The 25,649-nt window shown below is 74.5% G+C and carries 21 protein-coding genes and 3 pseudogenes; 13 read left to right on the top strand and 11 right to left on the bottom strand.

Translation table 11 applies throughout. From position 1 onward, the window contains the following. Window positions 1-36 precede the first annotated feature (36 nt). Together AAH979_RS31470 and AAH979_RS31465 are read right to left on the bottom strand one after the other, a co-directional pair. Complete coding sequence (locus AAH979_RS31470) at window positions 37-2,193, bottom strand: SpoIIE family protein phosphatase (protein WP_346261759.1); 2,157 nt, start codon at window positions 2,191-2,193, stop codon at window positions 37-39. Between the two features lie 96 nt (window positions 2,194-2,289). Beyond that, window positions 2,290-2,502 (bottom strand): hypothetical protein, encoded by a 213-nt coding sequence (locus AAH979_RS31465; RefSeq protein WP_346261758.1) that lies wholly within the window; start codon window positions 2,500-2,502, stop codon window positions 2,290-2,292. A 234-nt stretch (window positions 2,503-2,736) separates the two neighbouring features. Between AAH979_RS31465 and AAH979_RS31460 the strand changes: the two genes are divergently transcribed. Beyond that, the gene (locus AAH979_RS31460; RefSeq protein WP_346261757.1) at window positions 2,737-3,963 is read left to right on the top strand and encodes an MFS transporter; all 1,227 of its coding nucleotides are present in this window, start codon (window positions 2,737-2,739) and stop codon (window positions 3,961-3,963) included. Between the two features lie 6 nt (window positions 3,964-3,969). Here AAH979_RS31460 and AAH979_RS31455 read toward each other — a convergent pair whose 3' ends face one another. The 4 genes from AAH979_RS31455 to AAH979_RS31440 all read right to left on the bottom strand — a co-directional run bounded on the left by AAH979_RS31455 (window position 3,970) and on the right by AAH979_RS31440 (window position 6,347). Continuing rightward, window positions 3,970-4,230 (bottom strand): hypothetical protein, encoded by a 261-nt coding sequence (locus AAH979_RS31455; protein ID WP_318397275.1) that lies wholly within the window; start codon window positions 4,228-4,230, stop codon window positions 3,970-3,972. Between the two features lie 148 nt (window positions 4,231-4,378). After that, a complete protein-coding gene (locus AAH979_RS31450) occupies window positions 4,379-4,840 on the bottom strand; it encodes an SRPBCC family protein (RefSeq protein ID WP_346261756.1) in 462 nt (153 codons plus the stop codon). Window positions 4,841-4,900: 60 nt separating this feature from the next. Then, window positions 4,901-5,311: a DUF2795 domain-containing protein gene (locus tag AAH979_RS31445; protein ID WP_346261755.1), complete on the bottom strand. Its 411-nt coding sequence runs from the start codon at window positions 5,309-5,311 to the stop codon at window positions 4,901-4,903. Between the two features lie 49 nt (window positions 5,312-5,360). After that, window positions 5,361-6,347, bottom strand: coding sequence for a YihY/virulence factor BrkB family protein (locus tag AAH979_RS31440; protein ID WP_346261754.1), 987 nt, complete (start codon window positions 6,345-6,347; stop codon window positions 5,361-5,363). Window positions 6,348-6,532: 185 nt separating this feature from the next. Here AAH979_RS31440 and AAH979_RS31435 point away from each other — a divergent pair, with 185 nt between their 5' ends. Continuing rightward, entirely contained in the window at window positions 6,533-6,955 is a 423-nt protein-coding gene (locus AAH979_RS31435; RefSeq protein ID WP_318397279.1) for a ChaB family protein, read from the top strand. Between the two features lie 46 nt (window positions 6,956-7,001). On the opposite strand, the gene AAH979_RS31430 is transcribed toward AAH979_RS31435, so the two are convergent. Then, window positions 7,002-8,441, bottom strand: coding sequence for an aldehyde dehydrogenase family protein (locus AAH979_RS31430; RefSeq protein WP_346261753.1), 1,440 nt, complete (start codon window positions 8,439-8,441; stop codon window positions 7,002-7,004). A 127-nt stretch (window positions 8,442-8,568) separates the two neighbouring features. Between AAH979_RS31430 and AAH979_RS31425 the strand changes: the two genes are divergently transcribed. Next, entirely contained in the window at window positions 8,569-10,170 is a 1,602-nt protein-coding gene (locus AAH979_RS31425; RefSeq protein ID WP_346261752.1) for an NAD(P)/FAD-dependent oxidoreductase, read from the top strand. 721 nt (window positions 10,171-10,891) lie between these two features. Here AAH979_RS31425 and AAH979_RS31420 read toward each other — a convergent pair. After that, window positions 10,892-11,656 (bottom strand): annotated as a pseudogene (locus AAH979_RS31420) (polyprenol monophosphomannose synthase); the annotation flags it as partial. Between the two features lie 382 nt (window positions 11,657-12,038). Here AAH979_RS31420 and AAH979_RS31415 point away from each other — a divergent pair. The 8 genes and pseudogenes from AAH979_RS31415 to AAH979_RS31380 form a co-directional block, all read left to right on the top strand. Beyond that, window positions 12,039-13,637 (top strand): annotated as a pseudogene (locus AAH979_RS31415) (HAD-IIIA family hydrolase); the annotation flags it as partial. Between the two features lie 182 nt (window positions 13,638-13,819). After that, window positions 13,820-14,797: a glycosyltransferase gene (locus AAH979_RS31410; RefSeq protein WP_346261751.1), complete on the top strand. Its 978-nt coding sequence runs from the start codon at window positions 13,820-13,822 to the stop codon at window positions 14,795-14,797. Next, window positions 14,782-16,002, top strand: a complete 1,221-nt coding sequence (locus AAH979_RS31405) for a glycosyltransferase (protein ID WP_346261750.1) — start codon at window positions 14,782-14,784, stop codon at window positions 16,000-16,002. The genes AAH979_RS31410 and AAH979_RS31405 overlap by 16 nt, the downstream gene beginning before the upstream one ends. Next, window positions 15,999-16,769, top strand: coding sequence for an SIS domain-containing protein (locus AAH979_RS31400; protein WP_346261749.1), 771 nt, complete (start codon window positions 15,999-16,001; stop codon window positions 16,767-16,769). Before AAH979_RS31405 ends, AAH979_RS31400 begins: the two co-directional genes overlap by 4 nt. Then, window positions 16,766-18,349 (top strand): annotated as a pseudogene (locus AAH979_RS31395) (PfkB family carbohydrate kinase); the annotation flags it as partial. The gene AAH979_RS31400 and the pseudogene AAH979_RS31395, both read left to right, overlap by 4 nt. Before the next feature lie 131 nt (window positions 18,350-18,480). Then, on the top strand, window positions 18,481-19,149 hold the full coding sequence (locus AAH979_RS31390; protein ID WP_346261787.1) for an SDR family oxidoreductase: 669 nt from the start codon (window positions 18,481-18,483) through the stop codon (window positions 19,147-19,149). Continuing rightward, window positions 19,146-20,108, top strand: a complete 963-nt coding sequence (locus AAH979_RS31385) for a glycosyltransferase family 9 protein (protein ID WP_346261748.1) — start codon at window positions 19,146-19,148, stop codon at window positions 20,106-20,108. Before AAH979_RS31390 ends, AAH979_RS31385 begins: the two co-directional genes overlap by 4 nt. Next, window positions 20,092-21,072: a DNA topoisomerase IB gene (locus AAH979_RS31380; RefSeq protein ID WP_346261786.1), complete on the top strand. Its 981-nt coding sequence runs from the start codon at window positions 20,092-20,094 to the stop codon at window positions 21,070-21,072. Before AAH979_RS31385 ends, AAH979_RS31380 begins: the two co-directional genes overlap by 17 nt. Before the next feature lie 175 nt (window positions 21,073-21,247). Here the strand turns inward: AAH979_RS31380 and AAH979_RS31375 are convergent, their stop codons facing one another. Beyond that, window positions 21,248-21,523 (bottom strand): hypothetical protein, encoded by a 276-nt coding sequence (locus AAH979_RS31375; RefSeq protein WP_346261747.1) that lies wholly within the window; start codon window positions 21,521-21,523, stop codon window positions 21,248-21,250. Window positions 21,524-22,105: 582 nt separating this feature from the next. Here AAH979_RS31375 and AAH979_RS31370 point away from each other — a divergent pair. After that, window positions 22,106-22,873: a DUF5753 domain-containing protein gene (locus tag AAH979_RS31370; protein ID WP_346261746.1), complete on the top strand. Its 768-nt coding sequence runs from the start codon at window positions 22,106-22,108 to the stop codon at window positions 22,871-22,873. After that, complete coding sequence (locus AAH979_RS31365) at window positions 22,861-23,052, top strand: DUF397 domain-containing protein (protein ID WP_346261745.1); 192 nt, start codon at window positions 22,861-22,863, stop codon at window positions 23,050-23,052. Before AAH979_RS31370 ends, AAH979_RS31365 begins: the two co-directional genes overlap by 13 nt. Before the next feature lie 58 nt (window positions 23,053-23,110). On the opposite strand, the gene AAH979_RS31360 is transcribed toward AAH979_RS31365, so the two are convergent. Both AAH979_RS31360 and AAH979_RS31355 read right to left on the bottom strand, forming a co-directional pair. Then, window positions 23,111-23,617, bottom strand: a complete 507-nt coding sequence (locus AAH979_RS31360; protein ID WP_346261744.1) for a hypothetical protein — start codon at window positions 23,615-23,617, stop codon at window positions 23,111-23,113. Between the two features lie 112 nt (window positions 23,618-23,729). Further along, on the bottom strand, window positions 23,730-25,421 hold the full coding sequence (locus AAH979_RS31355) for a RecQ family ATP-dependent DNA helicase (RefSeq protein ID WP_346261743.1): 1,692 nt from the start codon (window positions 25,419-25,421) through the stop codon (window positions 23,730-23,732). Window positions 25,422-25,649 lie beyond the last annotated feature (228 nt).

The following is a 25,649-nucleotide window of genomic DNA, read 5'->3' as shown; positions in this document are numbered from 1 at the left end:
CCCCGCCGGGGTACTCCGCACGCCTGGGTGCGGCGGTCAGCCGCCTGGCCGCTCGCCGGTGCCGGCCGCCCCGGGAATCATCATCTCGAACCAGACCGTCGAGCCGCGTACCGTCGGATCGGTCCCCCAGGCGTCGCTGAGCTGCTCGATCAGCCCGAGACCCCGGCCCCGGCTGCTTAGTTTCTCGGTCCGGGCCCGGGTCACCGCGCCCCGGGTGCCGCTGTCGGCGACCGAGACCAGCAACCGCTCCGGGCTGAGGTCGATCTCCACCCGGGCGGCGGTGCCGGCGTGCAGCAGCGCGTTGGTGGTCAACTCGCTGGTGCAGAGCACCGCCGCCCCGACCACCTGCTCGGGCACCCCCCACAGGTGCAGTTGACCGGTCATCCAGTGCCGTACCCGGCCCGGGGCGGTCGGCTCCGCCGGCACCTCCATGCTCGCCGACCGGCTGGGTGTGCTCGCGTGCTCGACGGCGAGGACGGCGACGTCGTCGTCGGTGCTGCCCGGCACCGCGCCGCTGGCCAGCGCGCAGAGCGTACGCGGGTCGCCGGTAGCCGCCCCGGCCACCGTGCCGGCCAGCGCCTCGAACCCGTCGGTCAGGCTCCGCTGCCGCCGCTCCACCACACCATCGCTGAACAGCAGCAGCGTGTCGCCGGGCGGAAACTCCACGGTGACCGCCGACCGCCGCCCGTGCAGCCCGAGCGGCACCCCCGGGGGCACCTCGACATACCGGGCGGTGCCGGGCTGGCCGGGGGAGCCGCGCCGGATCAGCGGCGGGGGATGGCCGGCGCTGGCGATGGTCAGCCGGGCGGTCTCCGGCTCGATCAGCCCGTAGACCACGGTGACGAAGAGCTCGTCGCTGTGCGCCTCCGCGCTCAGGCTCGCCACCAGCCGGTCCAGCCCGGCGAGTACGCCGACCGGATCGGGGTCGCTCAGGGCCAGCGCCCGCAGCGCGGCGCGTACCTGCCCCATCAGCGCGGCGGCCTGCACGTCGTGCCCGGCCACGTCGCCGAGGACCACCGCCAGCCGCCCGTCCGGCAGCGCGAAGGCGTCGTAGAAGTCGCCGCCGGCCGCGTTGCCGTCGACCCCGGCGTCGTAGCGGGCGGCGATCCGCAGCAGCGGCAGGTCGGGCAGGTGCTCCGGCAGCATGCTGCGCTGGAGCAGTTGCGCCGTGCCGTGCTGGGTCTCGAACCGGCGGGCCCGCTCGGCGGCCTGGGCCACCAGCTCTGCCGAGGCAGCCAGCAGGGCGCGCTCGGCCGGCGGCCAGCGGTGCGGCTGCCGGTAGCCGACGGTCAGCCCGCCGCGCAGCGTCGGCGTACGCAGCGGCAGCGCGGCCAGCGCCCGGATCTTCTCGTCGTGCCGGTCGACCGCGCTGTGCAGCAGCGGTTGGCCGTCACTGGCGAAGCTCGGCTTACCGCTGTCGGCGGCCAGCACCAGCGGGGCGGGCGAGTCGGCCGTGTGCCGGCGCCACAGCGGGGGCAGCCGCTCGTCGGCCTCGTCCAGCACCTCGCCCCGGATCCGCCGGACCAGCCGCCAGCCGCTGCCGTCGTCCACCCCGAACTCGACCTGGTCGGCCGCGGACGTCGAGACGGCGTTACGCAGCGTGACCCGAGCGACGTCGTCGAGGGTGAGCGTCCCGGCCAGCGCCGAGGCCAGCTCGCTGAGATTCTGTAGACGCTGGGTGACCTGGGTGGCCTCGGCGGCCACCGTGAGTACTCCGATGATCTTGCCGGTGGAGTCCCGGACCGGGGAGTAGCCGCGGGTGAAGAGGGTCTGCTCCGGGATCCCGGCCTCGTCGCGGACCAGCGGCAGCGGGGCGTCCCGCTCCAGGAACGGCTCGCCGGTCCGGTAGACCCGCTCGATCACGTCGCCGACGCCCGGCACGTGCCACACCTCGGCGAAGACCTCGGCCGCCGGCCGGCCGAACGCCTGCGGATGCTTGGCGGGGATCAGCTCCGCGAAACCGTCGTTGTAGACCAGCGCGAGCTGCGCGCCGTACGCCAGGGCCATCGGCACCGGGGCGGAGAGCACCAGGTCGACGACCGCCCGCAGCGCCGGGTCCCAGCGGCCGGGCGGACCCAGCGGAGTGTCCGGCCAGCGGAGGTCGGCCGGTGGCCCGACCGTGGGGTCCGGAGTCGGCGGCGCACCGGCCACGGTGGAGGGGGGAGCGGGGGTCCGCCCGACCGTGCCTGGCATGCCAGCAGCCTAACCGGAGCCGCCGAATCCGCTCGTCGGACGCGGTCTGGTGGCCCCTGTGCTGCGCCCGCTCGGACCCTGCGGGATGGCGGGCGACTAGTCGACCGAGCCGGCGTCCACCGGACGGCGCCGCATGGCGTCGTCGGCCAGGATCACGGTGGCGACCATCAGCGAGACGCAGAGGCTGAACAACCAGGAGCCGTCGTCGACCAGGCGGGCCGAGACCGGGGCCTGCACCGCGGTGAGCAGGAAGGCGAGCCACGCGAAGCGACGCTGACGGACGGAGAGGAAACCAGGAGCCTGACGCATCCCGAAATTCTGCCCTGCCGGATGCCGATCGCCGGTCCTCCGTTCGGACGAATTCGGGGCTGGTGTCCCCTTGATCCAGTTCTGCGCGCTCCCGCCCGCCGTCGGTGGGCGTTCCGACAGCCCGCACCGCCGCCGGCTGGGGGCGCCCGCCAGGCCGACGGCAGCCTGCCCGTACTGCTCCGTGACGGTGGCCACGGTTTCCAGTCGTCCGGCCGTCCGGCATGATCGGCGGGCGTGTCCACTCCCTCCCGCCGCCGCACGGGTCTCGCCGTACTCGTCCTGGCCTATCTGGCCTTCGTCAGCCTCGGCCTCCCCGACGGCCTGCTCGGGGTCGGCTGGCCGTCGATCAGCGCCGAGCTGACGGTGCCGACCGAGGCGGTCGGGCTGCTGCTCACCTCGGGTACGGTCGGCTATCTCGTCTCCAGCGTGGTGGCCGGGTTCAGCATCGCCCGGGTCGGCGTCGGCTGGCTGCTGGCCGGCAGTACCGCCCTGGCCAGCCTGGCGCTCGCCGGCTATGCCGGTGCACCCGAGTTACCGATCATGATCGGCTGCGCGCTGCTGCTCGGCCTCGGCTCGGGCGCGGTCGACGCGGGGTTGAACGCGTACGCCGCCGGTGCGTTCGGGCCGCGCCAGATGAACTGGCTGCACGCCTGCTTCGGGCTCGGTGTCGCGATCGGGCCGCTGGTGATGACCACCGTGCTCGGCGCCGGGCTGGGCTGGCGCTGGGGGTACGGCATCGTGGCCGCCGCCCAGGCCGGGTTGGCGCTGGCCTTCGTGCTCACCGTCCGGACCTGGGAGCGTCGCCGCCCCGCCGCCGCCGTCGACGCCGACGAACCGGACCGTGACCCGGCGACCCCGGCCGGGCCGGTACGGATCGGCGCCACCCTGGCCCTGCCGGCGGTCTGGTTCGGCGCGCTGACCTTCGCGGTGTACGTGGCGATCGAGGTGGCCGCCGGACTCTGGGCCTTCCTGCTGCTCACCGAGGACCGCGGGGTCAGCGCGACCGTGGCCGGCCTCTGCGTCTCGCTCTACTGGGGCAGCCTCTTCCTCGGCCGGGTGGTGCAGGGCTTCGTCGCCGAGCGGCTGGGCACCCGCACGGTGCTGCTCGGCAGCATGTACGCGATGGCGCTCGGCTCCGCGCTCGTCGCGGTACCCGGACCGGGCTGGCTGGCGGTGTCCGGCCTCGCCGTCGTCGGGTTCGGCGCGGCGGCGGTCTTCCCGCTGCTCACCCTCAGCACCGCCGAACGGGTGGGGCAGCAGCACGCGGACCGGACGATCGGGTTGCAGATCGGGGCGTCCGGGTTGGGCGGGGCGATCATCCCGGGTGCGCTCGGTGTGCTGATCGGGCGTACCTCGGTCGAGGTGCTGGGGCCGGCGCTGCTGCTGCTCTCGCTGGCCATGATCGGGCTCTACTGGGCGTCCAACCGCCGGGCGGCGCGGCACCCCGTGCCGGCCGGCTGACCCGGGTCAGTGCGGGCCGGTGCGCCCGGTGGTCGACGGCCGGTACCGGCGCTGCTCGTCGCTGCGCTGCGCGGCCTGCTCCTCGTCGTACGGCTGGTCGGGGTCGTCCGCCTCCGCGCCGTGGCCGAACGCCGACTCCGCGCCCGCGTCGTTGCCGGTCACGTCGTCGACCTGCCCGTCGGGCGTCGACGCACCCATCGCCCCTTCCAGGTCGCGCAGCGGCAGCCGCTCCTCGTCGCGCCAGACGTGCCTGTCCCTGTCCGTCATGCCTGTCGCCCTACCCGGCCCAGCCGAGGGGCAAACACCGCCGACCCGGGCCGTACCAGGCGGTGTCGGGACAATACGGCGGTGGCCGCCGGGAGGGGCGTACCCCTGCCGGCGGCCACCGGGTGTCGTATCCGGACCGCGGCTACGGCTACGGCTGCGGCCGGGCGACCGCGCCGCGCCAGGCACCGGTCTCGGTGCCGCGCCGCTCGATGAACTCCTTGAACCTGTTCAGGTCACCGGCGACCCGCCGGTCCACCATGCCGAGCTTGTCACCGGCCTTCTCGGTGATCCCCTGCGGCTCGAACTCCATCTGCGCGGTGACCCGGGTGTGGTTCTCGTCGATCCGGTGGAAGGTCACCACACCGGCCTGCCGGGTGCCGTCGGTCGAGGTCCAGGCCACCCGTTCGTCGGGTAGCTGCTCGGTGATCCTGGCGTCGAACTCCCGGTTGATCCCGCCGATCTCGACCTTCCAGTGCGTCATCGTGTCCGAGATCTGCCGGACCTCCTCGACGCCCTCCATGAACTGCGGAAAGTCCTCAAACTGGGTCCACTGGTCGTACGCGGTCCGGATCGGCACCGCCACGTCGACGGACTTGGTCACGCCACTCATCTGGCATCCTCCTTGTCGGTCGGTCTGGGTCTGGCCCTGCGCCGGTGAGTTCGGGGGCCGTCACCAACGATGGGTCTCGTTCGCGTGTCCGAGCGCGGCCCACACCTCGGAGACGGTCTGGAACTGGGTGCCCGGGGGCAGCCGGTCCAGTTGGGCGAGGACCTCGTCCGGCGCCTCGTTCTGCTCCGCGCTGCGGCGGAGGCCCTCCCGGTCGCCGGGCAGGGCGGAGAGCGGGATGAACCGGCCCAACCGGCTCCGCTGCTCGACCTCCTCCGAGGTCATCCCCTGCGGTGCACCGGCCCGGGTGTCGTTGCCGGGCGCCCTGGTCAGGCCGGGTTGGTCCTCCCCGGCCGGTTCGGGGTCGCGCCACTCCTCGGCGCGACCGCCGACGGAGCCCTGCACCGTGCCCTGCACCTCCCGGTCCATCTGCTCGTCCAGGCGGGGGCCGTGCTTGCTGTTCCCACGTTCCATGTCTAATGCGCTACCCGAGGGGAATCGCGCTAAACGGCATCGCGGCCCGTCACCGCCCTCCGTCCGCCGGTGATTTCGGCGGCAGTGCGGGCTCCACCGGCTCCGCGGCGCCGCCCTGGCGGGCCCGGCCGCGCTGCACCTCGGCGTTGATCTCCACGCCGAGCATGACCGCGCAGTTGGAGAGGTAGAGCCAAACCAGGAAGGCGATGACCGCGCCGAGGCTGCCGTAGGTGACGTCGTAGGAGTCGAACCGGGAGACGTAGAAGCCGAAGCCCGCCGAGACGACGGCCCAGGAGGCCAGGGCGACCGCGCCGCCGACGGTGAGCCAGCGGAACCGGGGCTGCCGGACGTTCGGGGCGATCCAGAACAGCAGCGAGAGCAGCAGCATCATGATGGCCACCAGGACCGGCCACTTTGCCACCGTCCACGCGGTCCGGGGCGCGTTTCCGAGCCCCAGCCAGTCGCCGACGGCGTCGGTGACCGGGCCGCTCACGATCAGCCCGGTGGCCACCACCGCGAGCAGCACCAGCGCGATCGCGGTCAGCCCGAGTTGCAGCGGACGCAGCAGGTAGAACGGCCGCCCCTCGGCGACCCCGTAGATGGCGTTGGAGGCCCGGGTGAACGCGCCGACGTAGCCCGAGGCCGACCAGAGCGCCGCCAGCACACCGAAGCCGAGCAGTACCTTCGCCGACCCCTGGTTGTCGACCACGTCCTCCAGGACCTTCAGCACGGCGTCGTTGGCCACCACCGAACCGGCGCCGACATCCTTGGCGATCCCGGCGATCGTGTCGATGGTCTGCTCCCCGTTGGAGACCAGGCCGACCAGCGCGACGATGACGATCGCGGACGGGAAGAGCGCCAGCACGCCGTAGTAGGTCAGCGCGGCGGCCCAGTCGGCGCAGTTGTCCGTCACGAAGTTCCGCACACTGCGGACCAGTACGCCCCGCCAGGTCGACCAGTGCAACTGGCGCAGGTGCCCGGGGAGGTGGCGGTCCGGCCCGCGTACCGCCGGGACCGGTTCGGTGGTCGACGCCATGCTCGCCCCCTCGTCGGTGGGGCCAGCCGGGTGCGGGGTCGCGTCGCGGCTGGGGTTGCGCTGCCCGGTACCCAGGGCGGGAACTGGACAAACTCCCGGTGCTGCGGCCCCGGGTTTGCCGACGGTGTCCCGGGAAACCGAACGGGGGAGACAGGAGACAGGAGACGATCCGGAGGAGGAAGATCATGCCCGGACGCGAGGTTCTGCCCAGCACCCTGCGACGCTCGCCGCAGAAGGCCCAGGAGACCTGGGCGAAGACCCACGACTCGGCGGTCGAGACGTACGGCGAGGGGCAGCGGTCGCATCGGACCGCGTTCGCCTCGCTCAAGCACTCGTTCGAGAAGGTCGGTGACCACTGGGAGCCGAAGGGGCGCAAGGGCCCGAGCGACGAGCAGGCGGCCGGCGGTGGACCGGCACGGCGCGCACCGACCGCCGGTGGCGTGGACGCCAACGCCCCGAAGGAACACCTGATGGACGTGGCGAAGCGGCTCGACATCAAGGGGCGGTCCCGGATGACCAAGGCCGAGCTGGTCGGCGCGATCCAGAAGGCGAACAACCGGAAGACCACCGCCTCCCGGGGGCGGGAGAAGGGCCGCAACCGCCGCTGACCCGCGCGGGGTCAGCCGGTCACGGGTGGGGCGGTGGGCACCGGCCTCACCACCGGCCGCCCTCCCCACCCGGCCCCTCGATGTGCACCACCTTGGTGGCGGTCAGCTCGTCCAGCAGCTCAGGGCCGTACCCGAAGCCCTGGCCGCTGCCGCCCCGGGGCTCGGCGGCGCCGCCCGGTGCCCCGCCGAAGACGGCATTGATCTTCACGGTCCCGACCGGGAGTTCCCGCCAGGCCCGCTGCGCGTGGCTCATCGACCCGGTGAGCACCGTCGCCGCCAGCCCGTACGGCGAGTGCGACGCCCTCGACAGCGCCTCGTCGAACGACTCGACCACCATCACCGGGGCGACCGGGCCGAACGTCTCTTCCCGCATCACCGCCATCTGGTCGGTGCACTCGGCGAGCACCGTCGGCGGGTAGAAGGAACCGGGCCCGTCCGGGACGGCACCACCGGACAGCACGCTGGCGCCGTCCGCTACCGCCGCCCGGACCTGCCCGTGCACGTGGTCGCGGTGCCGGCGGTCGACCAGCGGCCCGAGTTCGGTGCGCGGGTCGAGGCCCGGCCCCGACCGCAGCGCCTCGGCCCGCTCCACCAGGGCGGCGAGGAACCGGGTCGACACCGACCGGAGTACGTAGATCCGCTCCACCGCGACGCAGAGCTGCCCGGCGTTGGCGAAGGCACCCGTGGCGGCCTGTTCGGCCGCCCAGAGCGGGTCGACGTCACCATCGACGATCATCGGGTCGCTGCCGCCGTTCTCCAGCAGCGCCTTGGCCCCGGACCGGGCGCAGGCGGCGGCGATCGACCGGCCGGTCGCGGTCGAACCGACGTGCGCGACCACGTCGACCTCCTGCCCGGCCAGCGCCGCACCGACCGGGGCGTCGCCGGTCAGCAGCGACAGCACCCCGGACGGCAGGTGCTCGTCGAGCAGCCGGGCGAGCAGCCAGCCGCTGGCCGTACTCCGCTCGCTCGGCTTGTAGACGACGGTGTTCCCGGTGGCCAGGGCCGCGCCGAGCAGACCGCAGGAGACCGCGACCGGGTCGTTCCACGGCGTGACGACGGCGACCACGCCGCGCGGCTGCGGCACCATCAGGTCGATCGCGTCGGCGTCGCCGCCGAGGGTGCGGCCGCCCCGCACGGGGGCGAGTTCGGCGTACTGGCGCAGCGTCGACACGCCCGCCTGGACTCCGGCCCGGGCGGCGGCCAGCGGCCGGCCCATCTCGGCGGTCTCCGCCTCGGCGAGCCGGTCGGCGGACGCCTCGATCGCGTCGGCGGCGCGGTGCAGCGCGGCGGCCCGGTCGGCGGGTGCGGTCCGGGCCCACCGGGGAGCCGTCGCCCGGGCGGCCTTGACCGCCGCCTCGACCTCGGCCTCGGTGGCCACCGGCACCCGGCTGACCGGGGTACCGTCGACCGGATCGACCACGGTCAACCATCCGGCGTCGCCGCTACCGTCCCACACACCGGCGATGAGTTGTTGCACCTGATACATGGAGCGCAGTTTGCCCCGGTCCGGGCGGTCCAAACTATCCGCGTTCGACCCGTACCCGTACCCGGTGCCTGGTGGAACCGGCCCGTGACGGCGGGGCGGCCCGGGTGTCCCGGGATAGGGTGCTCGGGTGACGGTGCTGGGGGACACCGCCGACGCGGTCGTCGTCGGAGCGGGGCACAACGGCCTGGTCGCCGCGAACCTGCTCGCGGACGCCGGGTGGGACGTGCTGGTGCTGGAGGCGACAGGTGAGCCGGGCGGGGCCGTCCGGTCGGCCGAGGTGACCGCCCCCGGCTACCTGAGCGACCTCTACAGCGCCTTCTATCCGCTCGGCTACGCCTCGCCGGTGCTGCGCCGACTGCGGCTGGACGGCTACGGACTGGCCTGGCGGCACGCGCCGGACGTGCTGGCGCACCTGTTTCCGGACGACGGCGCCGTGCTGCTCAACCGCGACCCCGAGGTTACCGCCGGCTCCGTGGCGCGGTTCGGCGCCGGGGACGGCGAGCGGTGGCTCGACGCGTACGCGCAGTGGCGGCAGATCTCCGCGCCCCTGCTCGACGCGCTCTTCAGCCCGTTTCCACCGCTGCGCGGCGGCCTGGCGCTCGCCCGCCGGCTGCGTACCGCCGGGATGCTCCGGCTGGCCCGCCGGCTGGTGCTGCCCAGCGCCCGGCTCGGGGCGGAACTCTTCACCGGCTCGGGCGGTCCGGCCCTGCTCACCGGCTGCGCGCTGCACACCGACCTGGCCCCGGACGAGCCCGGTTCCGGGGTGTACGGCTGGCTGCTGGCCATGCTGGGGCAGCAGGTCGGCTGGCCGGTACCGGTCGGCGGGGCGCAGCGGATCACCGACGCGCTGCTGGCCCGGCTGCGGGACCGGGGCGGCCGGCTGCGCACCGGCACTGCGGCCGACCGGGTGCTGGTGGCCCGGAACCGGGCCGTCGGGGTGCGCTCGGCCGACGGTCTGCTGTGGCGGGCCCGCCGCGCGGTGCTGGCCGACGTGCCGGCCCCGGCGCTCTTCCTGGACCTGGTCGGGGCCGACCGGCTGCCGCCCCGGCTGGTGGACGACCTGGCGCACTTCCGCTGGGACGGGTCCACGGTCAAAGTGGACTGGGCGCTGACCGGGCCGGTGCCGTGGCGGGATCCCGCGGTGGCCGGCGCCGGCACCGTGCACCTCGGCGGCGACCTCACCGACCTGCGCCGGTACGCGGCCGCGCTGCACCGGGGCGAGTTGCCGGCCGAGCCGTTCGTGCTGGCCGGGCAGATGACGGTGGCGGACCCTGGCCGCTCGCCGGCCGGTACCGAGTCACTCTGGGCCTACACGCACCTGCCGTTCCGACGGAACTGGCGGGCGGAGGAGGTCGGAGCGCACGTCGAGCGGATCGAGGCGGTGCTGGAGCGGGCCGCGCCCGGCTTCGGTCGGCTGGTCAGGGCACGGCACGTGGCCGGGCCGGCCGAGCTGGCGGCCGGGAATCCGAGCCTGGTCGGCGGCGCGGTGGGCGGCGGCACGTCCGCCGCGTACCAGCAGCTCTTCCTCCGCCCGGTGCCCGGGTTGGGCCGCGCGGACACCCCGGTCGACCGGTTGTTCCTGGCCAGCGCGTCGGCGCATCCGGGCGGCGGGGTGCACGGCGGCCCCGGGGCGAACGCGGCCCGGGCCGCACTCGCCCGGGACCGCGCCCTGACCGGCCGGGCGTACGCCGCCGTGCTCGCCCGGGCGCAGCGCGCCGTCTACGCCTGACCCGCGCCGCCGTCTACGCCTGACCCGCGCCGCTCAGCCCTGACCCGCGCCGCTGACGCTTGGCCGGCCTCGTCGGCTCGGGGACCTCGCCGGCCGGAACGGTCCCGTCCGACCCAGGACCCGTGGTCGACTCCGTCAGCTTCACCGGCTCGGTGAGCTTTGCCGGCTCGGTGACTTCTGCCGGGTTGGTGACCTCCGCCGGCTTAGTGGCCTTAGTGGCTTTGGTGGCTTTAGTAGCTTTGGTGGCCTTGGTGGCCTTCACTGCCTTGGTGGCTTTGGTGGCCTTCACTGCTTTGGTGGCCGTCGTGGCCGTGGTGGCCTTGACTGCCTTGGCGGCCTTCACCGGCTTGGTGGCCTTCACGGCCCTCGTAGCCTTCACCGGCTTCGTCGCTGCCGGCTCCGGGTCTCCTGCCGGCTCCGGGGTTTCCGTGGGCTCGGGAATTCCCGCCGGCACCGTGGCCTCCGGCGACGTGGGAACCCTCACCGGCTCCGTTACCTCGTTCGGCTCGGGGACCTCGGCGGGCGCGGGTACCTCGGCGTATGCCGGGACGTCGTTCGACTCGGGGACCTCGGCGGGCGCGGGTACCTCGGCGTACGCCGGGACGTCGTTCGGCTCGGGGACCTCGGCGGGCGCGGGTACCTCGGCGTACGCCGGGACGTCGTTCGACTCCGGGACCTCGGCCGGCGCGGGGATCTGGTCGGCGCGAGGAGCCCTCGGCGAGCGGGTGATGTTGCGGTGCCGGCCGCGCAACTTGAACGGCATCAGCGCACTTTCGATCTTGGTCGCGGTGGTCATCTTCGAGTCGCCGTCCAGGCGCTCCTGGAATCGGATCGGCACCTCGAGGATGGTGTGACCCAGCTTGGTGGCCAGGTAGTGCATCTCGACCTGGAAGCTGTATCCGTTCGACTGCACCCGGTGCAGGCCGATGTCGCGCAGCGCGTCCGCCCGCCAGATCTTGAAACCGGCGGTGAGGTCCCGGATCCGCACCTGGAGCAGCGTGTGCACGTAGAAGTTGGCCCAACCGCTGAGCGCGCGCCGGTAGAGCGGCCATGCCTCGTCGAGCTGCCCGCCGGGGACGTACCGGGAGCCGATCACCACACCGGCCTGGGTGGAGAGCAGCGAACCGAGCATCCCGGGCAGCGCCTCCGGGGGATGGGACAGGTCCGCGTCCATCTGCGCCACGTACTCCGCGCCGGCGTCCAGGGCCCGGCTCATGCCGTCGACGTACGCCCGCCCGAGCCCTTCCTTGCCGGCCCGGTGCAGCACCTGGATCCGTTCCGGATGCTCGATCGCGAGCTTGTCCGCGACCTCGCCGGTGCCGTCCGGAGAGTTGTCGTCGGCGACGAGGATGGTCAGCCCGGGTAGCGGCAGCGCGAGCAGTCGCTCGACCAGCACAGGCAGGTTCCCCGCCTCGTTGTAGGTGGGGACGACGACGGTCAGGCGAGCGTCCCGCCAGGGAGAGGGCAGCTGTACGGGTTCGATCATCGGGGCATCCTCGGTTGGCCGACAGCGGTCAGGGGCAAAGCCTAACTTGACGCAACGCGCGGGCCACAACACGGGCCGGAGGGGGAAAATCGGCCCGGACCTCGGTGAACACCATGGGGGCGGCCGGAAAAACCGGTGCCGGCGGCCGGGTAACGGTTCGGGCTCTGGATAGCGGCGACCCGCCCGGGGTATGCCGACTGGCGACGACGACCGGGGCGGACCGCAGGCCCGACGGGTGACGTCGGACGGATCCGGCGCGCCCGTCCGGCCGGCGGAATTGATGTTTACTTCTCCTGCGCCAGGGAACCCGCCGGCCGTGCGCAACGACCAGGTCGACCCGCATCAGTGCAGGTCAGGGGCACCGCACGGTGGCCCGGCCGGGGTGTGGGCCACGGCCGGTCTGTTCGACGCGGTGCTCTTCGACCGGGACGGCACGCTGGTGCACGACGTGCCGTACAACGGGGATCCGAGTCTGGTCCGACCGATGCCCGGCGCCCGGGAGGCGCTCGACCGGCTCCGCGCCGCAGGGCTGCGGTTGGGGGTGGTGACGAACCAGTCCGGGGTGGCCCGTGGCCGGTTCAGTTCCGCCGATCTGGCCCGGGTCAACGCCCGGGTCGACGAGCTGCTGGGCCCGTTCGACACCTGGCAGGTCTGTCCGCACGCCGAACCGGCCCCGGGCGAGCAGGGCTGCCGCTGCCGTAAGCCCGCGCCCGGCATGGTCTGGGACGCGGCCCGCGCGCTCGGCACCGAGCCCACCCGCTGCGTACTCGTCGGCGACATCGGCGCCGACATGATCGCGGCCGGCGCGGCCGGGGCGAGCGCGGTACTGGTACCGACGCCGGCCACCCGGCCGGACGAGGTCGCGGCGGCTCCCGCCGTCGCCGGTGACCTGCCTGGCGCGGTCGACCTGATCCTGCGCCGGCACCGGTGCACACTGGGTAACCGGGCTGCCGGTGTCCCACCTCGACGCCCCCGCTGCGTCCTGGTGGCCCGGCCGGACTCGGCCGGGGACGTGCTGGTGACCGGCCCGGCGATCCGGGCCGTCGCGGCCGGGGCCGACCGGGTGGTGCTGCTCTGCGGGCCGCGTGGCCGGGCCGCCGCCGAACTGCTGCCCGGCGTCGACGAGCTGGTCGAGTGGCGGCTTCCCTGGATCGACCCGGAGCCGGGTCCGGTCGACCGGGCCGAGGTGGACCGGCTGACCGCCCGGCTCGCCGCCACCGGTGCCGAGGAGGCGGTGCTGTTCACCTCGTTCCACCAGTCCGCGCTGCCGCTCGCCCTGGTGCTGCGGATGGCCGGGGTGGACCGGATCTCGGCGATCAGCCCGGACTATCCGGGCTCGCTGCTCGACGTGCGGCACCGCGTCTCGCCGGGGATGCCCGAGGCCGAGCGGGCGCTGTCGCTGGCGGCGGCGGCCGGATTCGTACTGCCACCGGGGGACGAGCCGGTGCTGCGGCTGCGCGCCGGGGCGGGCACGGCACCCGCCGACGGTGCGCCGCCCGACCCGGGGTACGTCGTGCTGCACCCCGGGTCGTCGGTGCAGGCCCGGGCCTGTCCGCCCGAACTCTGTGCCGAGATCGTCGCGGCGCTGACCGGCGCGGGGCACCGGGTGGTGGTGACCGGCGGCCCCGGTGAGCGGACGCTGACCGCCCGGGTCGCCGGGCGTACCGGGATCGACCTGGGCGGGCAGACCTCGCTGACCGGGCTGGCCGCGATCATCGCCCGGGCGGGTTGCCTGGTCGTCGGCAACACCGGACCGGCACACCTGGCCGCCGCGCTCGGCGTACCGGTGGTGAGCCTCTTCGCCCCGACCGTCCCGTTCGGACAGTGGGGGCCGTACCGGGTGCCGGCCGTACGGCTCGGCGCGGCCGTCGCCGGCTGCCGGCACACCCGGGCCACCACCTGTCCGGTACCCGGGCACCCGTGCCTGTCCGGCATCGAGCCGCGCGAGGTGGTCGAGGCGGTCCGGCTGCTCGGCACCCCGACGGCACCGCCGGCCGCCCCGCCGTCGGGGCCGGTCCGGTCCGACCCACTGCGGTCCGACCCGGCCCGGTCCGGTCCGGCCCGATCCGACCCGGCGCGCTCCGGTCCGGCGCCGGCTGCTCCGGCGCGCTCCGGTCTCGCGCCGTCCGGTGCGGTGCGCTCCGGAGCCGAGGAGGTGCGGCCGTGAACATCCTGCTCTGGCACGTACACGGCTCCTGGACCACCGCCTTCGTGCACGGCAAGCACCGCTACCTCGTCCCGGTCACCCCGGATCGCGGCCCGTACGGGCTGGGCCGGGCCCGCACCTACCAGTGGCCGGACACGGTCGACGAGGTGACCCCTGCCGAACTGTCCACCGCCGACGTCGACCTGGTGATCCTGCAACGGCCGGAGGAGATCGACCTGGTCGCGCAGTGGCTGGGCCGGCGGGTCGGCCGGGACCTGCCGGCGATCTTCGTCGAGCACAACACCCCGAAGCAGGGAGACGTGCCGAACAGCCGGCACCCGCTGGCCGACCGGGACGACCTGCTGATCGCGCACGTCACGCACTTCAACGCGCTGTACTGGGACACCGGCAGCACCCGGACCACGGTTGTCGAGCACGGCATCGTGGCACCGACCGTGCACTACACCGGTGAACTCGACCGGCTCGCGGTGGTGGTCAACGAGCCGGTACGCCGCTGGCGGGTCACCGGCACCGACCTGCTGCCGCTCTTCGCCGAGATCGCCCCGCTCGACGTCTTCGGCATGGGGGTGGCCGGGCTGCCGGACCGGCTGGGACTGCCCGCCGACCGGCTCGCCGTCTACGACGACCTGCCGCAGGGCCGGATGCAGGCGGAGATCGCCCGGCGGCGGGCGTACCTGCACCTGTGCCGGTGGACGTCGCTGGGGCTGAGCCTGATCGAGGCGATGACCATGGGCATGCCGGTGGTGGTGCTCGCCGCCACCGAGGCGGTCGAGGCGGTGCCGCCGGAGGCGGGTGCGCTCTCCACCCGGCTCGACACCCTGCTGGCCGCCACCCGCCAGCTCGTGGCGGAGCCCGACACCGCCCGCCAGCTCGGGGGGCAGGCCCGCGAGGTCGCGCAGGCCCGGTACGGCCTGGACCGGTTCCTGACCGACTGGGACCGGTTGCTGGAGGAGGAACTATGCGCGTCGCGATGATCTCCGAGCACGCCAGCCCGCTCGCGGTACTCGGCGGTGACGACGCCGGCGGCCAGAACACGCACGTCGCCGAACTCTCCGCCGCGCTCGCCGACGCCGGCCACGAGGTGCGGGTCTACACCCGGCGGGACAGCCCCGACGCGCCGGAGGCAGTACGGCTGCGCGACGGGGTCGAGGTGGTGCACGTACCGGCGGGGCCGCCGCAGCCGATCGCCAAGGACGAACTGCTGCCGTACATGAAGGATTTCAGCCGGTGGCTGGTGGCGCGCTGGCGCGGCGACGACTGGGTGCCGGACGTCGCGCACGCGCACTTCTGGATGAGCGGGCTGGCCGGAATCGCCGCCGGCCGGCAGACCGGGATTCCGGTGGTGCAGACCTACCATGCGCTCGGCACGGTGAAGCGGCGGCACCAGGGCGCCGCCGACACCAGCCCGGCCCGCCGGGTCGGCTACGAGCGGGCGCTGGGCCGGGCGGTCGACCGGGTCATCGCGCAGAGCCAGGACGAGGTCCGTGAACTGGTCCGGATGGGCGTGCCGCAGGCCCGGGTGACGGTGATCCCGTCCGGGGTCAACGACGAGACCTTCTCGCCCGACGGCCCCTCCGTGCCCCGGGCCCCCGGCCGGCCCCGGATCCTCACCGTCGGCCGGCTGGTGGAACGGAAGGGCTACCAGGACGTGATCCGGGCGATGCCGATGGTCCCGGACGCCGAGTGCGTGGTGGTCGGCGGTCCGCCGGCCGGCGAGGTCGACGACGACCCCCAGGTCCGCCGGCTGCGGGCGCTCGCCGAGGAGGTCGGGGTGGCCGATCGGGTACGCCTGATCGGCGCGGTGCCCCGCGAGGAGATGCCGTACTGGTACCGGTCGGCGGACGTGCTGGTCGCCGCCCCCTGGTACGAGCCGTTCGGGCTGACCCCGCTGGAGGCGATGGCCTGCGGGGTGCCGGTGGTCGGTACCGCCGTCGGCGGGCTCACCGACACGGTCGCGGACGGGCGCACCGGCGACCTGGTGCCGCCGCGCGATCCCGAGGCGCTCGGCACCGCCCTGCGGGACCTGCTCGCCGACCGGGTACGCCGGTTCGGTTACGCCGCCGCCGCGCTGGACCGGGCCCGCCGCTGGTACTCCTGGACGCGTACCGCCGACCAGATCGCCGCCGTCTACACCGCGGTCAGCGAGGTGCGCCGGCCGAGCGGGGTGGTCGCCGGATGACCGCGTCGATGGAGGTGCTGGACAGCCACCTGGCCGGGCTCGCCTCCGCACTGCTGCCGTACCGGACCGAGGCCGCCCGGCTGGCCCGTTGGGGCGACGAACTTGCCCGGCTGCTCGCCGGCGGCGGCCGGGTCCTGGTCGCCGGCAACGGCGGCAGTGCGGCCGAGGCCCAGCACCTCGCCGCCGAGCTGGTCGGCAAGCTGCGCGACGACCGGGCCCCGCTGTCGGCGATCGCGCTCTGCGCCGAGACCTCCTCGCTGACCGCGATCGGCAACGACTACGGCTTCGACGAGGTCTTCGCCCGTCAGGTACGCGCGCACGGCCGCCCCGACGACGTCCTGCTGCTGCTCTCCACCAGTGGGCGCAGCGCCAACCTGGTCCGGGCGGCCCGGGCCGGTCGGGAGCTGGGGATGCGCTGCTGGGCACTGACCGGCCCGACCCCGAACCCGCTCGCCGACGCCTGCACCGAGGTGCTCGCCGTGCCCTGTCCGGACAGCCAGGTGGTGCAGGAACTCCACCTGGTCTCGGCGCACGTGCTCTGCGGCTACGTCGACGCGTACCTGCCGGTGCCGTTCGGCCCGGCCAGCCACGCCGGCCCGGCCCCGGCGGTGGCCCGGGCGGCGGCCTCGCCCGGTGCCCGCCCGGCCAGCCCCGATCCGGTACGCCCGGCCGGCGCCAGCCCGGTACGCCCGTCCGGGGTCGAGGACGAACTGGTGCTGCGGGTGCCGGGAACGCTCCGGCCGGCCGGGCCCGAGGAGGTGCCGTGACCGGGACAATCGTGGTCGTCGGCGACACGCTGCTCGACCGGGACGTGGAGGGCGTGGTGAACCGGCTCTGCCCGGACTCGCCGGTGCCGGTGCTGGACGAGAACAACAGCGTCGACCGGCCGGGCGGGGCCGGGCTGGCCGCGCTCTTCGCCGCCGGGCGCGGCTACGAGGTCGCCCTGGTCACCGCGCTCGCCGACGACGAGGGGGCGGCCCGGCTGAGCCACCTGCTCACCGCCGCCGGGGTGCAGGTCTACGGGCTGCCGCTGCCCGGAGCCACCCCGGAGAAGATCCGGCTGCGCACCCGGGGCCGGGTGCTGCTCCGGCACGACCGGGGCGGACCGGCCGGGCCACCCGGCGAGCCGAGTGAAGCCGTACTCGACCTGCTGGCCGGGGCGGCCGGGATCCTGGTCAGCGACTACGGCCGGGGCGTCGCCCGGCTGCCGGCCCTGCGTACCGCGCTGGCCGGCACCGCCGCACCGATCGTCTGGGACCCGCATCCGCGCGGCCCGGCGGCGGTGCCCGGCGTCCGGCTGGCCACCCCGAACGAGGTGGAGGCCCGGGAACTCGCCGGGGTGGCGACCGGCGGCTCCCGGCTGGTCAGCGCGGCCCGGTGCGCCCAGGCGCTGCGCCAGCGCTGGCGGGTCGGTGCGGTGGTGGTGACGATGGGTGGCGAGGGGGCCCTGCTCTGCCACGCCGGGTCGACGCCGCTGGCGGTACCGTCACCGACCTGCGCCGACGGCGACACCTGCGGTGCCGGTGACCGGTTCGCCGCCACCGCCACCGTGGCGCTGGCCGACGGCGCGCTGGTCTCCGAGGCGGTGCAGCACGCCGTGGCCGAGGCGTCCGGGTATGTGGCGGCCGGCGGGGTGGCCAGTGCCGTACCGGCGGCTCCGGCCAGGGGCGCGACGGTGCGTACCGGAGCGACGGTGCGTACCGGAACACGGCCGACCGCCGGCGGACCCGGCGCCGGAGCGGGGACGACCGCCGGTGTCGCAGCCCGGGCCGGTGAGGTGGGACCGGCCGGCGAGGTGGGGCGCGCCGATGAGGTGGCGCGGAGCCGTCCCGGGGTCGCCTTCCGCACGGACACCGTGCCGATCACGGCGGTGGACTGGAGCGACCGGATCGGCCCCCGGGCCGCCGGTGAGGTGGTCGCCCGGGTCCGGGCCGCTGGCGGCACCGTGGTGGCCACCGGCGGCTGCTTCGACCTGCTGCACGCGGGGCACGTGGCCACCCTGGAGGCGGCCCGGCAACTCGGCGACTGCCTGGTGGTCTGCGTCAACTCCGACGACAGCGTGGCCGGCCTCAAGGGTCCGGATAGGCCGCTGGTCCGGCACGCCGACCGGGCCCGGCTGCTGGCCGCGCTCGGCTGCGTGGACGCGGTGGTCGTCTTCGACGAGTCCACCCCGCACGCGGCGCTGGCCTGGCTGCGGCCGGACATCTGGGTCAAGGGCGGCGACTACGGTACCGGCGCCGACGGGCCGGACCTGCCGGAGGCCGAGATCATGCACCGCTGGGGCGGCCACACCGTGGTGGTGCCCTATCTGGACGGGCGCTCCACCACCGGGATGATCGCCGCCGCCCGGGCCGGCCGCCGACCGGTGGGACGGGCCCGGTGAGCGGCGGACTCGACGGGGCCGGCGGCGCGCTGGCCCCCCGGCCCGGTGACGTCTCCCTCGGCGCCGGTGCCGGTGCCGAGGAGTTCGGCGGGGCGGTGCTGGTCAGCGGCGGGTCCAGCGGGCTCGGCGCGGCGGTGGTGGCCGCGATCCTCAACTCGGGCGGCCGGCCGCTGGTGCTCGACCGGCAGCCGCCGACCGCGCCCACGCCGTGGCTGCGCTGCGACCTGTCCGACACCCGGGCCGCCGAGGCGGCCACCCGGCAGCTCGCCGAGCAGGCCGGCGGACTCGCCGGAGTGGTCACCGCCGCCGGAGTCGACGTGCCGGGGCGGCTCGGTGAGGTGCCGGCGGAGACCTGGGAACAGGTCGTCACCGTCGACCTGCTGGCCACCGCCGCCGTCATCCGGGCCGCGCTGCCCTATCTGGAACGCTCACGCGGCACGGTGGTCACCGTCGCCTCGACCCTCGGCGTCAAGGCGGTGGGGGACGCCACCGCGTACTGCGCGGCCAAGTTCGGGGTGGTGGGCTTCACCCGGGCGCTCGCCGCCGAACTGGCCGGGACGGTCGGGGTGACGCTGCTGGTGCCGGGCGGGATGCGTACGGCCTTCTTCGACGAGCGCGACCCGCAGTACCGGCCGGGTGCCGATGCCGCGCTGAACGACCCGGCGCACGTCGCCGACGCCGTGCTCTTCGCCCTGCGCCAGCCGCCCGGATGCGCGATCCGGGAGATGGTGGTCTGCGCCGACCGGGAAACGTCCTATCCGTGATCCTGGTGCTGCGGGCGCTCGGGGTGGGTGACCTGGCGACGGCGGTGCCGGCGCTGCGCGGGCTGCGTGCCGCGTTTCCGGAGCACACCCTGACGGTGGCCGCCCCGGACTGGCTCACCCCGCTGGTGGAGCTGGTCGGCGACGTGGACAACGTGGTGCCGACCGACGGGCTGGACCCGGTCGACTGGGCCGGGCCGGCACCGTACTGGGCGGTCAACCTGCACGGCCGGGGCCCGCAGTCGCACCGGCTGCTCGCCTCCGCCGGGGCGGAACGGCTCTGCGGCTACCACTGTGCCGAGGCCGGCCACCTCGACGGCCCAGCCTGGCGGGCGGAGGAGCACGAGGTACGCCGCTGGTGCCGGCTGCTGAGCTGGTACGGCGTCGAGTGCGACCCGGACGACCTGGACCTGCGCCGACCGGCGCCCCGGCGGGTGCCGGTCGGGGCGACCGTCGTGCACCCCGGCGGCAAGGGCACCGCCCGCCGCTGGTCGCCGGCCCGGTTCGGCACGCTGGCCAGGGAGCTGACCCGGGCCGGGCACCGGGTGGTGGTGACCGGCTCACCCGACGAGCGGGACCTGACCGAACGGGTGGCGAGCAGCGCCGGGCTGCCGGCGACGGCGGTACTCGCCGGCCGCCTCACCCTGGTCGAGCTGGCCGCCGTGGTCGCGCACGCCCGCCTGGTGCTGAGTACGGACACCGGCGTCGCGCACCTGGCCACCGCGTACCGGACGCCGTCGGTGGTGCTGTTCGGGCCGATCCGGCCGCAGCTCTGGGGCCCGCCGCCGGACCGGCCCTGGCACCGGGCCCTGCACCGCCCGGCGGAGCCTGCCGGCGTTCGGGAGTCGGCCGACCGGTCCCGGATCCATCCGGCGCTCGCCGCGATCGGGGTGGACGAGGTGCTGGCGGCGGCGGGTGAGGTCGATCGGGTGGGGCGGGGTCACCGTGCGGTTGCGGCGTAGCGACCTGTCGGCCCCGGGCTACGGGCGGCGCCGGCACGGTCGCGGCGTGGTCTTCCTGGACACCGAGGGGCGGCCGATCCGGGACCGGGACGAGCTGACCCGGCTCCGCGAACTGGTGATCCCGCCCGCCTGGAAGGACGTCTGGATCTGCCCGCATCCGGCCGGGCACATCCAGGCGGTCGGCATCGACGCTGCCGGACGCCGGCAGTACCTCTACCACCCGACCTGGCGGCTCCGGCGCGACCAGGCGAAGTTCGACCACGTACTGGAGGTCGCCGCCCGGCTGCCGGTGCTGCGCGAACAGGTCTGCGCCGACCTGGCCGGGCGGGGACTGCGCCGTCCCCGGGTACTGGCGACCGTGGCCCGGCTGCTGGACATGGGCACCTTCCGGATCGGCAGCGACCAGTACGCGGCTGGCGACGACCCGACGTACGGGGTGGCCACCCTCCGGCCCGAGCACACCCGGTGCCGGCACGGCGCGGTGGTCTTCGCGTTCCCGGCGAAGGGCGGCATCGACCAGGTGCTCCGGATCGACGACACCGAGGCATGCCGGGTGCTGCGGGAACTGCGCCGACGCAGGCGCGCTGCCCAGCGGCTCTTCGGCTACTGGGACGGCCGGAGCTGGCGGGACGTCCGCAGCGACGAGGTGAACGACTACCTGCGGACGGCCAGCGGGGGTGAGATGACGGCGAAGGACTTCCGTACCTGGCACGCGACCCTGTGGGCGTCCCGGGCGCTCGCCGAGGCCGGGCCGCAGCAGTCGGTGACCGCCCGACGCCGGGTGATCGCCGAGGCGATGCGCCGGGTCTCCGGCCGGCTCGGCAACACCCCGGCGGTGGCCCGGGCCTCCTATGTGGACCCCCGCCTGATCGACCTCTACCAGAGCGGTACGGTCGCCGACGTGCGCCCGGAGAGCACCGACGCCGAGGCCGAGCGCGCCGTACTCGCGCTCCTGGCCCGGTAACTGGCGGGGGACCGTCCCTGCCTCTGTTGACCCGGTAACTGACGCGTCGCCGGCTTGGCCGACGTCGGCCGCCAGCCGTGTCGTGTGGTCGTTCGCCCGGGGACGCCGACTCACCTGTACGTCAGAGGCGCTACCGCCAGTGCTAGCGCCTCTGACGTATAGGTGAGCGATGGCGTCAGCGGCCGTCGGGCAGCCAGCCGAGAAAGCGGGCGGTCAGGTCGTCCGGGTCGGCCCGGGGCTGGTCCGACAGGGCCATGGCCAGCTTGTTCGTCAGCATGTCGCGCAGGCCGGCGGGGTTACTCCGGTAGGCGACGAGCAACGCGAGCCGGGCCGGTTGGCACGGCCACTTCGCGCCGCACTCGCGGCACAGGAACAGCGGCCGGGTGTGCGTGTGCGCGCGGAACCGGGCGTGCGGCCGGAACATGAGTACCCGGGCGGGGCGGCCGGTCACGCCCGCTCGACCTGCCGGGCGCGGTGCCGTCGCGCGGGGGTCAGCGCGTCCACCCGGCCGATCTCGTACCGTCCGGCCGCCGAGTTCCCCGACGCATGCCGCTCGTTACGCGGATGCCTGTCGTTACGGGTCCAGTGCCGGACGGCTGGGGGAGGAGGCTGCGGGGCGCCCGGGTACGAGGGCTCGGAAACGATGGCCGCGCGGTGGGCGGTGCGGTCGAGCGGCGGCACCGTTGGCGAGTACGGCATCGGCACCAGGCCGAGCGAGTCGGGGCAGCGCCAGCGCCACCCGCATCGGCAGTACCGCCAGAGTCGGCGCCAGTCGCGGCGGTGGCGCGGCCTGTCTCGCCGGATCGGTCGCATGCTCTCTCCCTTCGAGGCAATGGAGACGGGGGCGGCGCCAGGCATCCCAACCCTGCTGGCGCCACCCCCGTCGGCAACCTCCGCTCGTCCTGGCGATGTGCTGCGGGTGATGGGTCCGAGCGGAGGCGCCATGGATTGAAGCCTGCGCCGCGTGATGGAACAATCACACCGCGCCACAGAATGGCCTTCATTCGTTGGGTACGTCCGGTTAGGAGCTGGAATGAACCACGCTCTCAAGGTCGCGATGGCCGAGGCCGGTCAGACGGCCGAATCGCTCGCCGGCCGGATCGGCGTGGATCCGAAGACGGCGGCTCGCTGGGTGACTCCCGGACGGATCCCGCAGACCCGGCATCGTGCCCAGGTCGCGGAAGCCGTCGGCAGGGACGTAGGGGACCTTTGGCCGGACGTACTGCGCCGCCGCGAACCGGCCTGGCTGCGCGAGTGGCTCGAAATCGAACGGGAGGCACGGTTACTCCGCTGGTTCGAGCCGGCGCTCGTGCCCGGCCTGTTGCAGACCGAGGCGTACGCGCGGGCCGTCCTCGGCTGGGGCGGCCTGATGACCACCGACGAGGTGGAGCAGCGTACCCAGTCCCGGATGGAGCGGCAGGGCATCCTCGCCGGATCGAAACCGCCGCAGTTCTTCGTCATGGTCGACGAGGCGGTGCTGCGCCGCTGCGTCGGCGGCCCGGCGGTCATGGCCGAACAGTGCGACCGCCTCGTCCAGTTCGCCCAACGCCCGCACATCCACCTCCAGGCGGTGCCCGCCACCGCAGGGGCGCACGCCGGGCTCGCCGGAGGCTTCATCCTGGCCAAGGGACCGTCCGGAGTCGCCGCGCATCTGGACGATCCGCTGCGCGCGCACGTCGTCAGCCAACAGGACGAAATTGATACCCTGGAGGGCAAATGGGAAGCCATGCGGGCGGTAGCCCTGCCCACCGGGCAGACCCTCAGCTTGATTAAGGAAGTAGCGGCGACATGGCAGACCTGACCGGTGCCATCTGGCAGAAGTCGACCCGCAGCGGTAATGGCGGATCCACCTGCGTCGAGGTGGCGAAGAACCTCCCCGAGATCGTCGGCGTACGGGACAGCAAGGACCCGGCCGGACCGGCGTTGGCCTTCGGCCCGGCCGCCTGGCGCGCGTTCGTCCGCGACGTCCCGACCCGCTGACCCGACTACGCACAGCGCCCCGTAACCCTCGCGGGCATACGGGGCGCTTCGCGGTCGGTCAGTCGTTGAGTACGTGCGCCAGCTCGTCGCGGAAGCGCCGCTCCGATTCGGTCACCTCGTCGCCGCCGAGGCCGAGTACCCCGCCGGTCGACGCGGCGGTCACCACCTGCTCGGCGATGGTCAGCAGCCAGTGCCGGTACGCCCCGGCCTCGCCCTCGGAGACCCGGGCGGCGAGCAGCTTCGACGCGCTCTGCGCCCGGCTCAGCACGTCGGCGATCAGCGCCTTCGGGTCGTCCGGTTCGATCGTCGGCAGTTCCTCGCCCACCTCCGGGTCACCGACCCGGGTGATCAGCTCCCCGGCGACGGCGGCGACCAGCGGGCTGGCCGACTCCCGTCCGGCGGCGATGCTCTCCAGCCCGGCGGCGTTCTCCGTCCGGGTCCGGCGGCTGCCGTCCGACTCCGCGGCGCTGGCCGCGGTCAGCACCGACTGGGGCAGACCGACGAGCAGCCCCCACTCGTCGTCGGAGAATCCGAACTCGCTCGCGTATAGCGGTTGCTCGGTCACGGCAACCTCCCTCCACTGAGAACAAACCATCACATCCCACGGCACCTCGTGGCCGAGGGCAAACCGAATCGCCGTACGGCGTCCTGTGACCCGTACCCCGGGACACCGTAGATCAGTCGTCTAGCGGCTCCAGCAGGCCCTGCTCGCTGACCACCGGCACCGAGAGGGTCTTGTAGCCGACCTCGTCGAAGAGCACGGTCATCCGGTCGTCCTCGTAGCCGAGCACCATCCCGGAGCCCCACTCGGTGTGCCGGACCGCGCTGTGTACCGGAAAGGGCCCGTCGGCTCCTGGGCCCTTACGATCACTGCGCCGACCGGTACCGTTCCGGGTGCCGGTTCCCGGTGCGGCGGCGTCCAGTCCGGCGTGGCAGTTGTCGCAGTGCCCGCAGGGTTTCGGCAGCCGCTCGCCGAAGTAGGCCAGCAGGGTCTGCCCCCGGCAGCTCCGGGTCTCGGCGAACGCCCGCATCATGTCGGTCCGCGACCGCTGCACCGTCTGCTGCCGATCCGCCTCGGCCAGCGCGGCGGTGGCCGCGTCGACGGGCTTCGGGGCGTACCGGGGGCTGCCGAGCCGGTTGTCCGGTCGGGTGTCGGCGGCGCCGACCTGTTCCAGCAGGGCGAGGAGCTGGCCGAGCTTGCGGGCGCCGAGCCCGGTCCGCTCGCGCAGCGCGGTCCGGGTGGTCGGCCCGTCCCGGAGCAGCGCGGCGAGGTCGCGCAGCTCCTCGGGGTCCGGGGCGCCGCCGGTGAAGTAGCGGCGCAGCCCGAGGTCCTCGGCCCGCCACAGCAGCAGTGCGCGGGCTGGTTCGCCGTCCCGGCCGGCCCGGCCGATCTCCTGGAGGTAGCTGTCCGGCGCGTCGGGCAGCGCCATGTGCGCCACCCAGCGGATGTTCGACTTGTCGATGCCCATCCCGAACGCCGACGTGGCGACCATGATCGGTACCCGGTCGGCGAGAAAGTCCTCGTGCAGTTCCTCGCGGGCGCCGGCCGGCATCCCGCCGTGGTAGTACTTCGCCGGGAAGTCGGCGGCGGTCAGCCGCGTGGCGAGTTCCTCGGCGGCCCGCCGGGTCGGCACGTAGACGATGCCCGGGCGGGACTCGGCGCGGAGCAGCGCGAGCAGTCGCCGCCACCGATAGTCCTCGGTGGCGCAGTTCGCCACCTCCAGGAACAGGTTCGCCCGGTCCAGTCCGGAGACCACCACCCGGGGCCGGCGCAGGCCGAGCCGGCCGACGATGTCGTCCCGGACCGGCGGCGACGCGGTGGCGGTCAGCGCGACCACCGGCGGGCGGCCCAACTCGCGGATCAGGTGTCCCAGCGCCAGATAGTCGGGGCGGAAGTCGTGCCCCCAGGCGGAAATGCAGTGCGCCTCGTCGACCGCGACCAGGGCAGGGCGCAGCGCGCGTACCTCGGCCAGCCGTTCCGGGTTGCTGAGCTGCTCGGGGGTGGTGAAGAGGAATCGGGCCCGGCCGGATCGGATCTCGTCCAGGGCGGCGGCCTGCTGCGCGCGGCTCTCCGCCGAACTGATCCGTACCGCGCGCAGCTCCGGTTGGTCACGGTCGTTGAGCGCGGCGATCTGGTCCTGCTGGAGGGCCAGCAGCGGTGAGATCACCACCGTCGGTCCGGTCAGCAGCGTCGCCGGTACCTGGTAGACGGCCGATTTTCCGGCCCCGGTCGGCAGTACGACGAGAGCGTCCCGGCGGCGCATCACCGCACGCATCGCCGTGAGTTGGTCGGGGCGCAACGATCGCCAGCCGAATCGGTGCCGGGCGGTACGGCGGAGCCGGGTGGCGTGCAGGGGTGGCAGCTTCATCGGTCGCCGGAGGTACCCCGAGGGGCCCGCCCCGAAACGGCGGCGCGCGCGGCGCGAGCGGGTCAAGGTCGAGCCGGCGTACCCCGTGCCGGGCGACCAGACCGGCCAGGCTGTCCCGGCTGGTGACCACGGTCCGGCACCGACCGGTCCCGGGCAGCAGTGGGCGTACCTGGTCCACCGAGCCGGCGTTGTCCAGCACCACCAGCATCCGCCGGTCGGCGAGCAGGG

Source organism: Plantactinospora sp. ZYX-F-223 (assembly GCF_039649625.1).
Taxonomy (GTDB): domain Bacteria; phylum Actinomycetota; class Actinomycetes; order Mycobacteriales; family Micromonosporaceae; genus Plantactinospora.
The sequence above is the reverse complement of the archived record's forward strand: the minus strand, read 5'-3'. Positions and strand labels throughout refer to the sequence as shown.

Excerpts from the sequence above, each read along its gene's own strand:
- AAH979_RS31470 (WP_346261759.1), bottom strand. The coding sequence starts at position 2,193 with ATGCCAGGCACGGTCGGGCGGACCCCCGCTCCCCCCTCCACCGTGGCC.
- AAH979_RS31465 (WP_346261758.1), bottom strand. The coding sequence starts at position 2,502 with ATGCGTCAGGCTCCTGGTTTCCTCTCCGTCCGTCAGCGTCGCTTCGCG.
- AAH979_RS31455 (WP_318397275.1), bottom strand. The coding sequence starts at position 4,230 with ATGACGGACAGGGACAGGCACGTCTGGCGCGACGAGGAGCGGCTGCCG.
- AAH979_RS31450 (WP_346261756.1), bottom strand. The coding sequence starts at position 4,840 with ATGAGTGGCGTGACCAAGTCCGTCGACGTGGCGGTGCCGATCCGGACC.
- AAH979_RS31445 (WP_346261755.1), bottom strand. The coding sequence starts at position 5,311 with ATGGAACGTGGGAACAGCAAGCACGGCCCCCGCCTGGACGAGCAGATG.
- AAH979_RS31440 (WP_346261754.1), bottom strand. The coding sequence starts at position 6,347 with ATGGCGTCGACCACCGAACCGGTCCCGGCGGTACGCGGGCCGGACCGC.
- AAH979_RS31435 (WP_318397279.1), top strand. The coding sequence starts at position 6,533 with ATGCCCGGACGCGAGGTTCTGCCCAGCACCCTGCGACGCTCGCCGCAG.
- AAH979_RS31430 (WP_346261753.1), bottom strand. The coding sequence starts at position 8,441 with ATGTATCAGGTGCAACAACTCATCGCCGGTGTGTGGGACGGTAGCGGC.
- AAH979_RS31405 (WP_346261750.1), top strand. The coding sequence starts at position 14,782 with ATGCGCGTCGCGATGATCTCCGAGCACGCCAGCCCGCTCGCGGTACTC.
- AAH979_RS31400 (WP_346261749.1), top strand. The coding sequence starts at position 15,999 with ATGACCGCGTCGATGGAGGTGCTGGACAGCCACCTGGCCGGGCTCGCC.
- AAH979_RS31370 (WP_346261746.1), top strand. The coding sequence starts at position 22,106 with ATGAACCACGCTCTCAAGGTCGCGATGGCCGAGGCCGGTCAGACGGCC.
- AAH979_RS31365 (WP_346261745.1), top strand. The coding sequence starts at position 22,861 with ATGGCAGACCTGACCGGTGCCATCTGGCAGAAGTCGACCCGCAGCGGT.
- AAH979_RS31355 (WP_346261743.1), bottom strand. The coding sequence starts at position 25,421 with ATGAAGCTGCCACCCCTGCACGCCACCCGGCTCCGCCGTACCGCCCGG.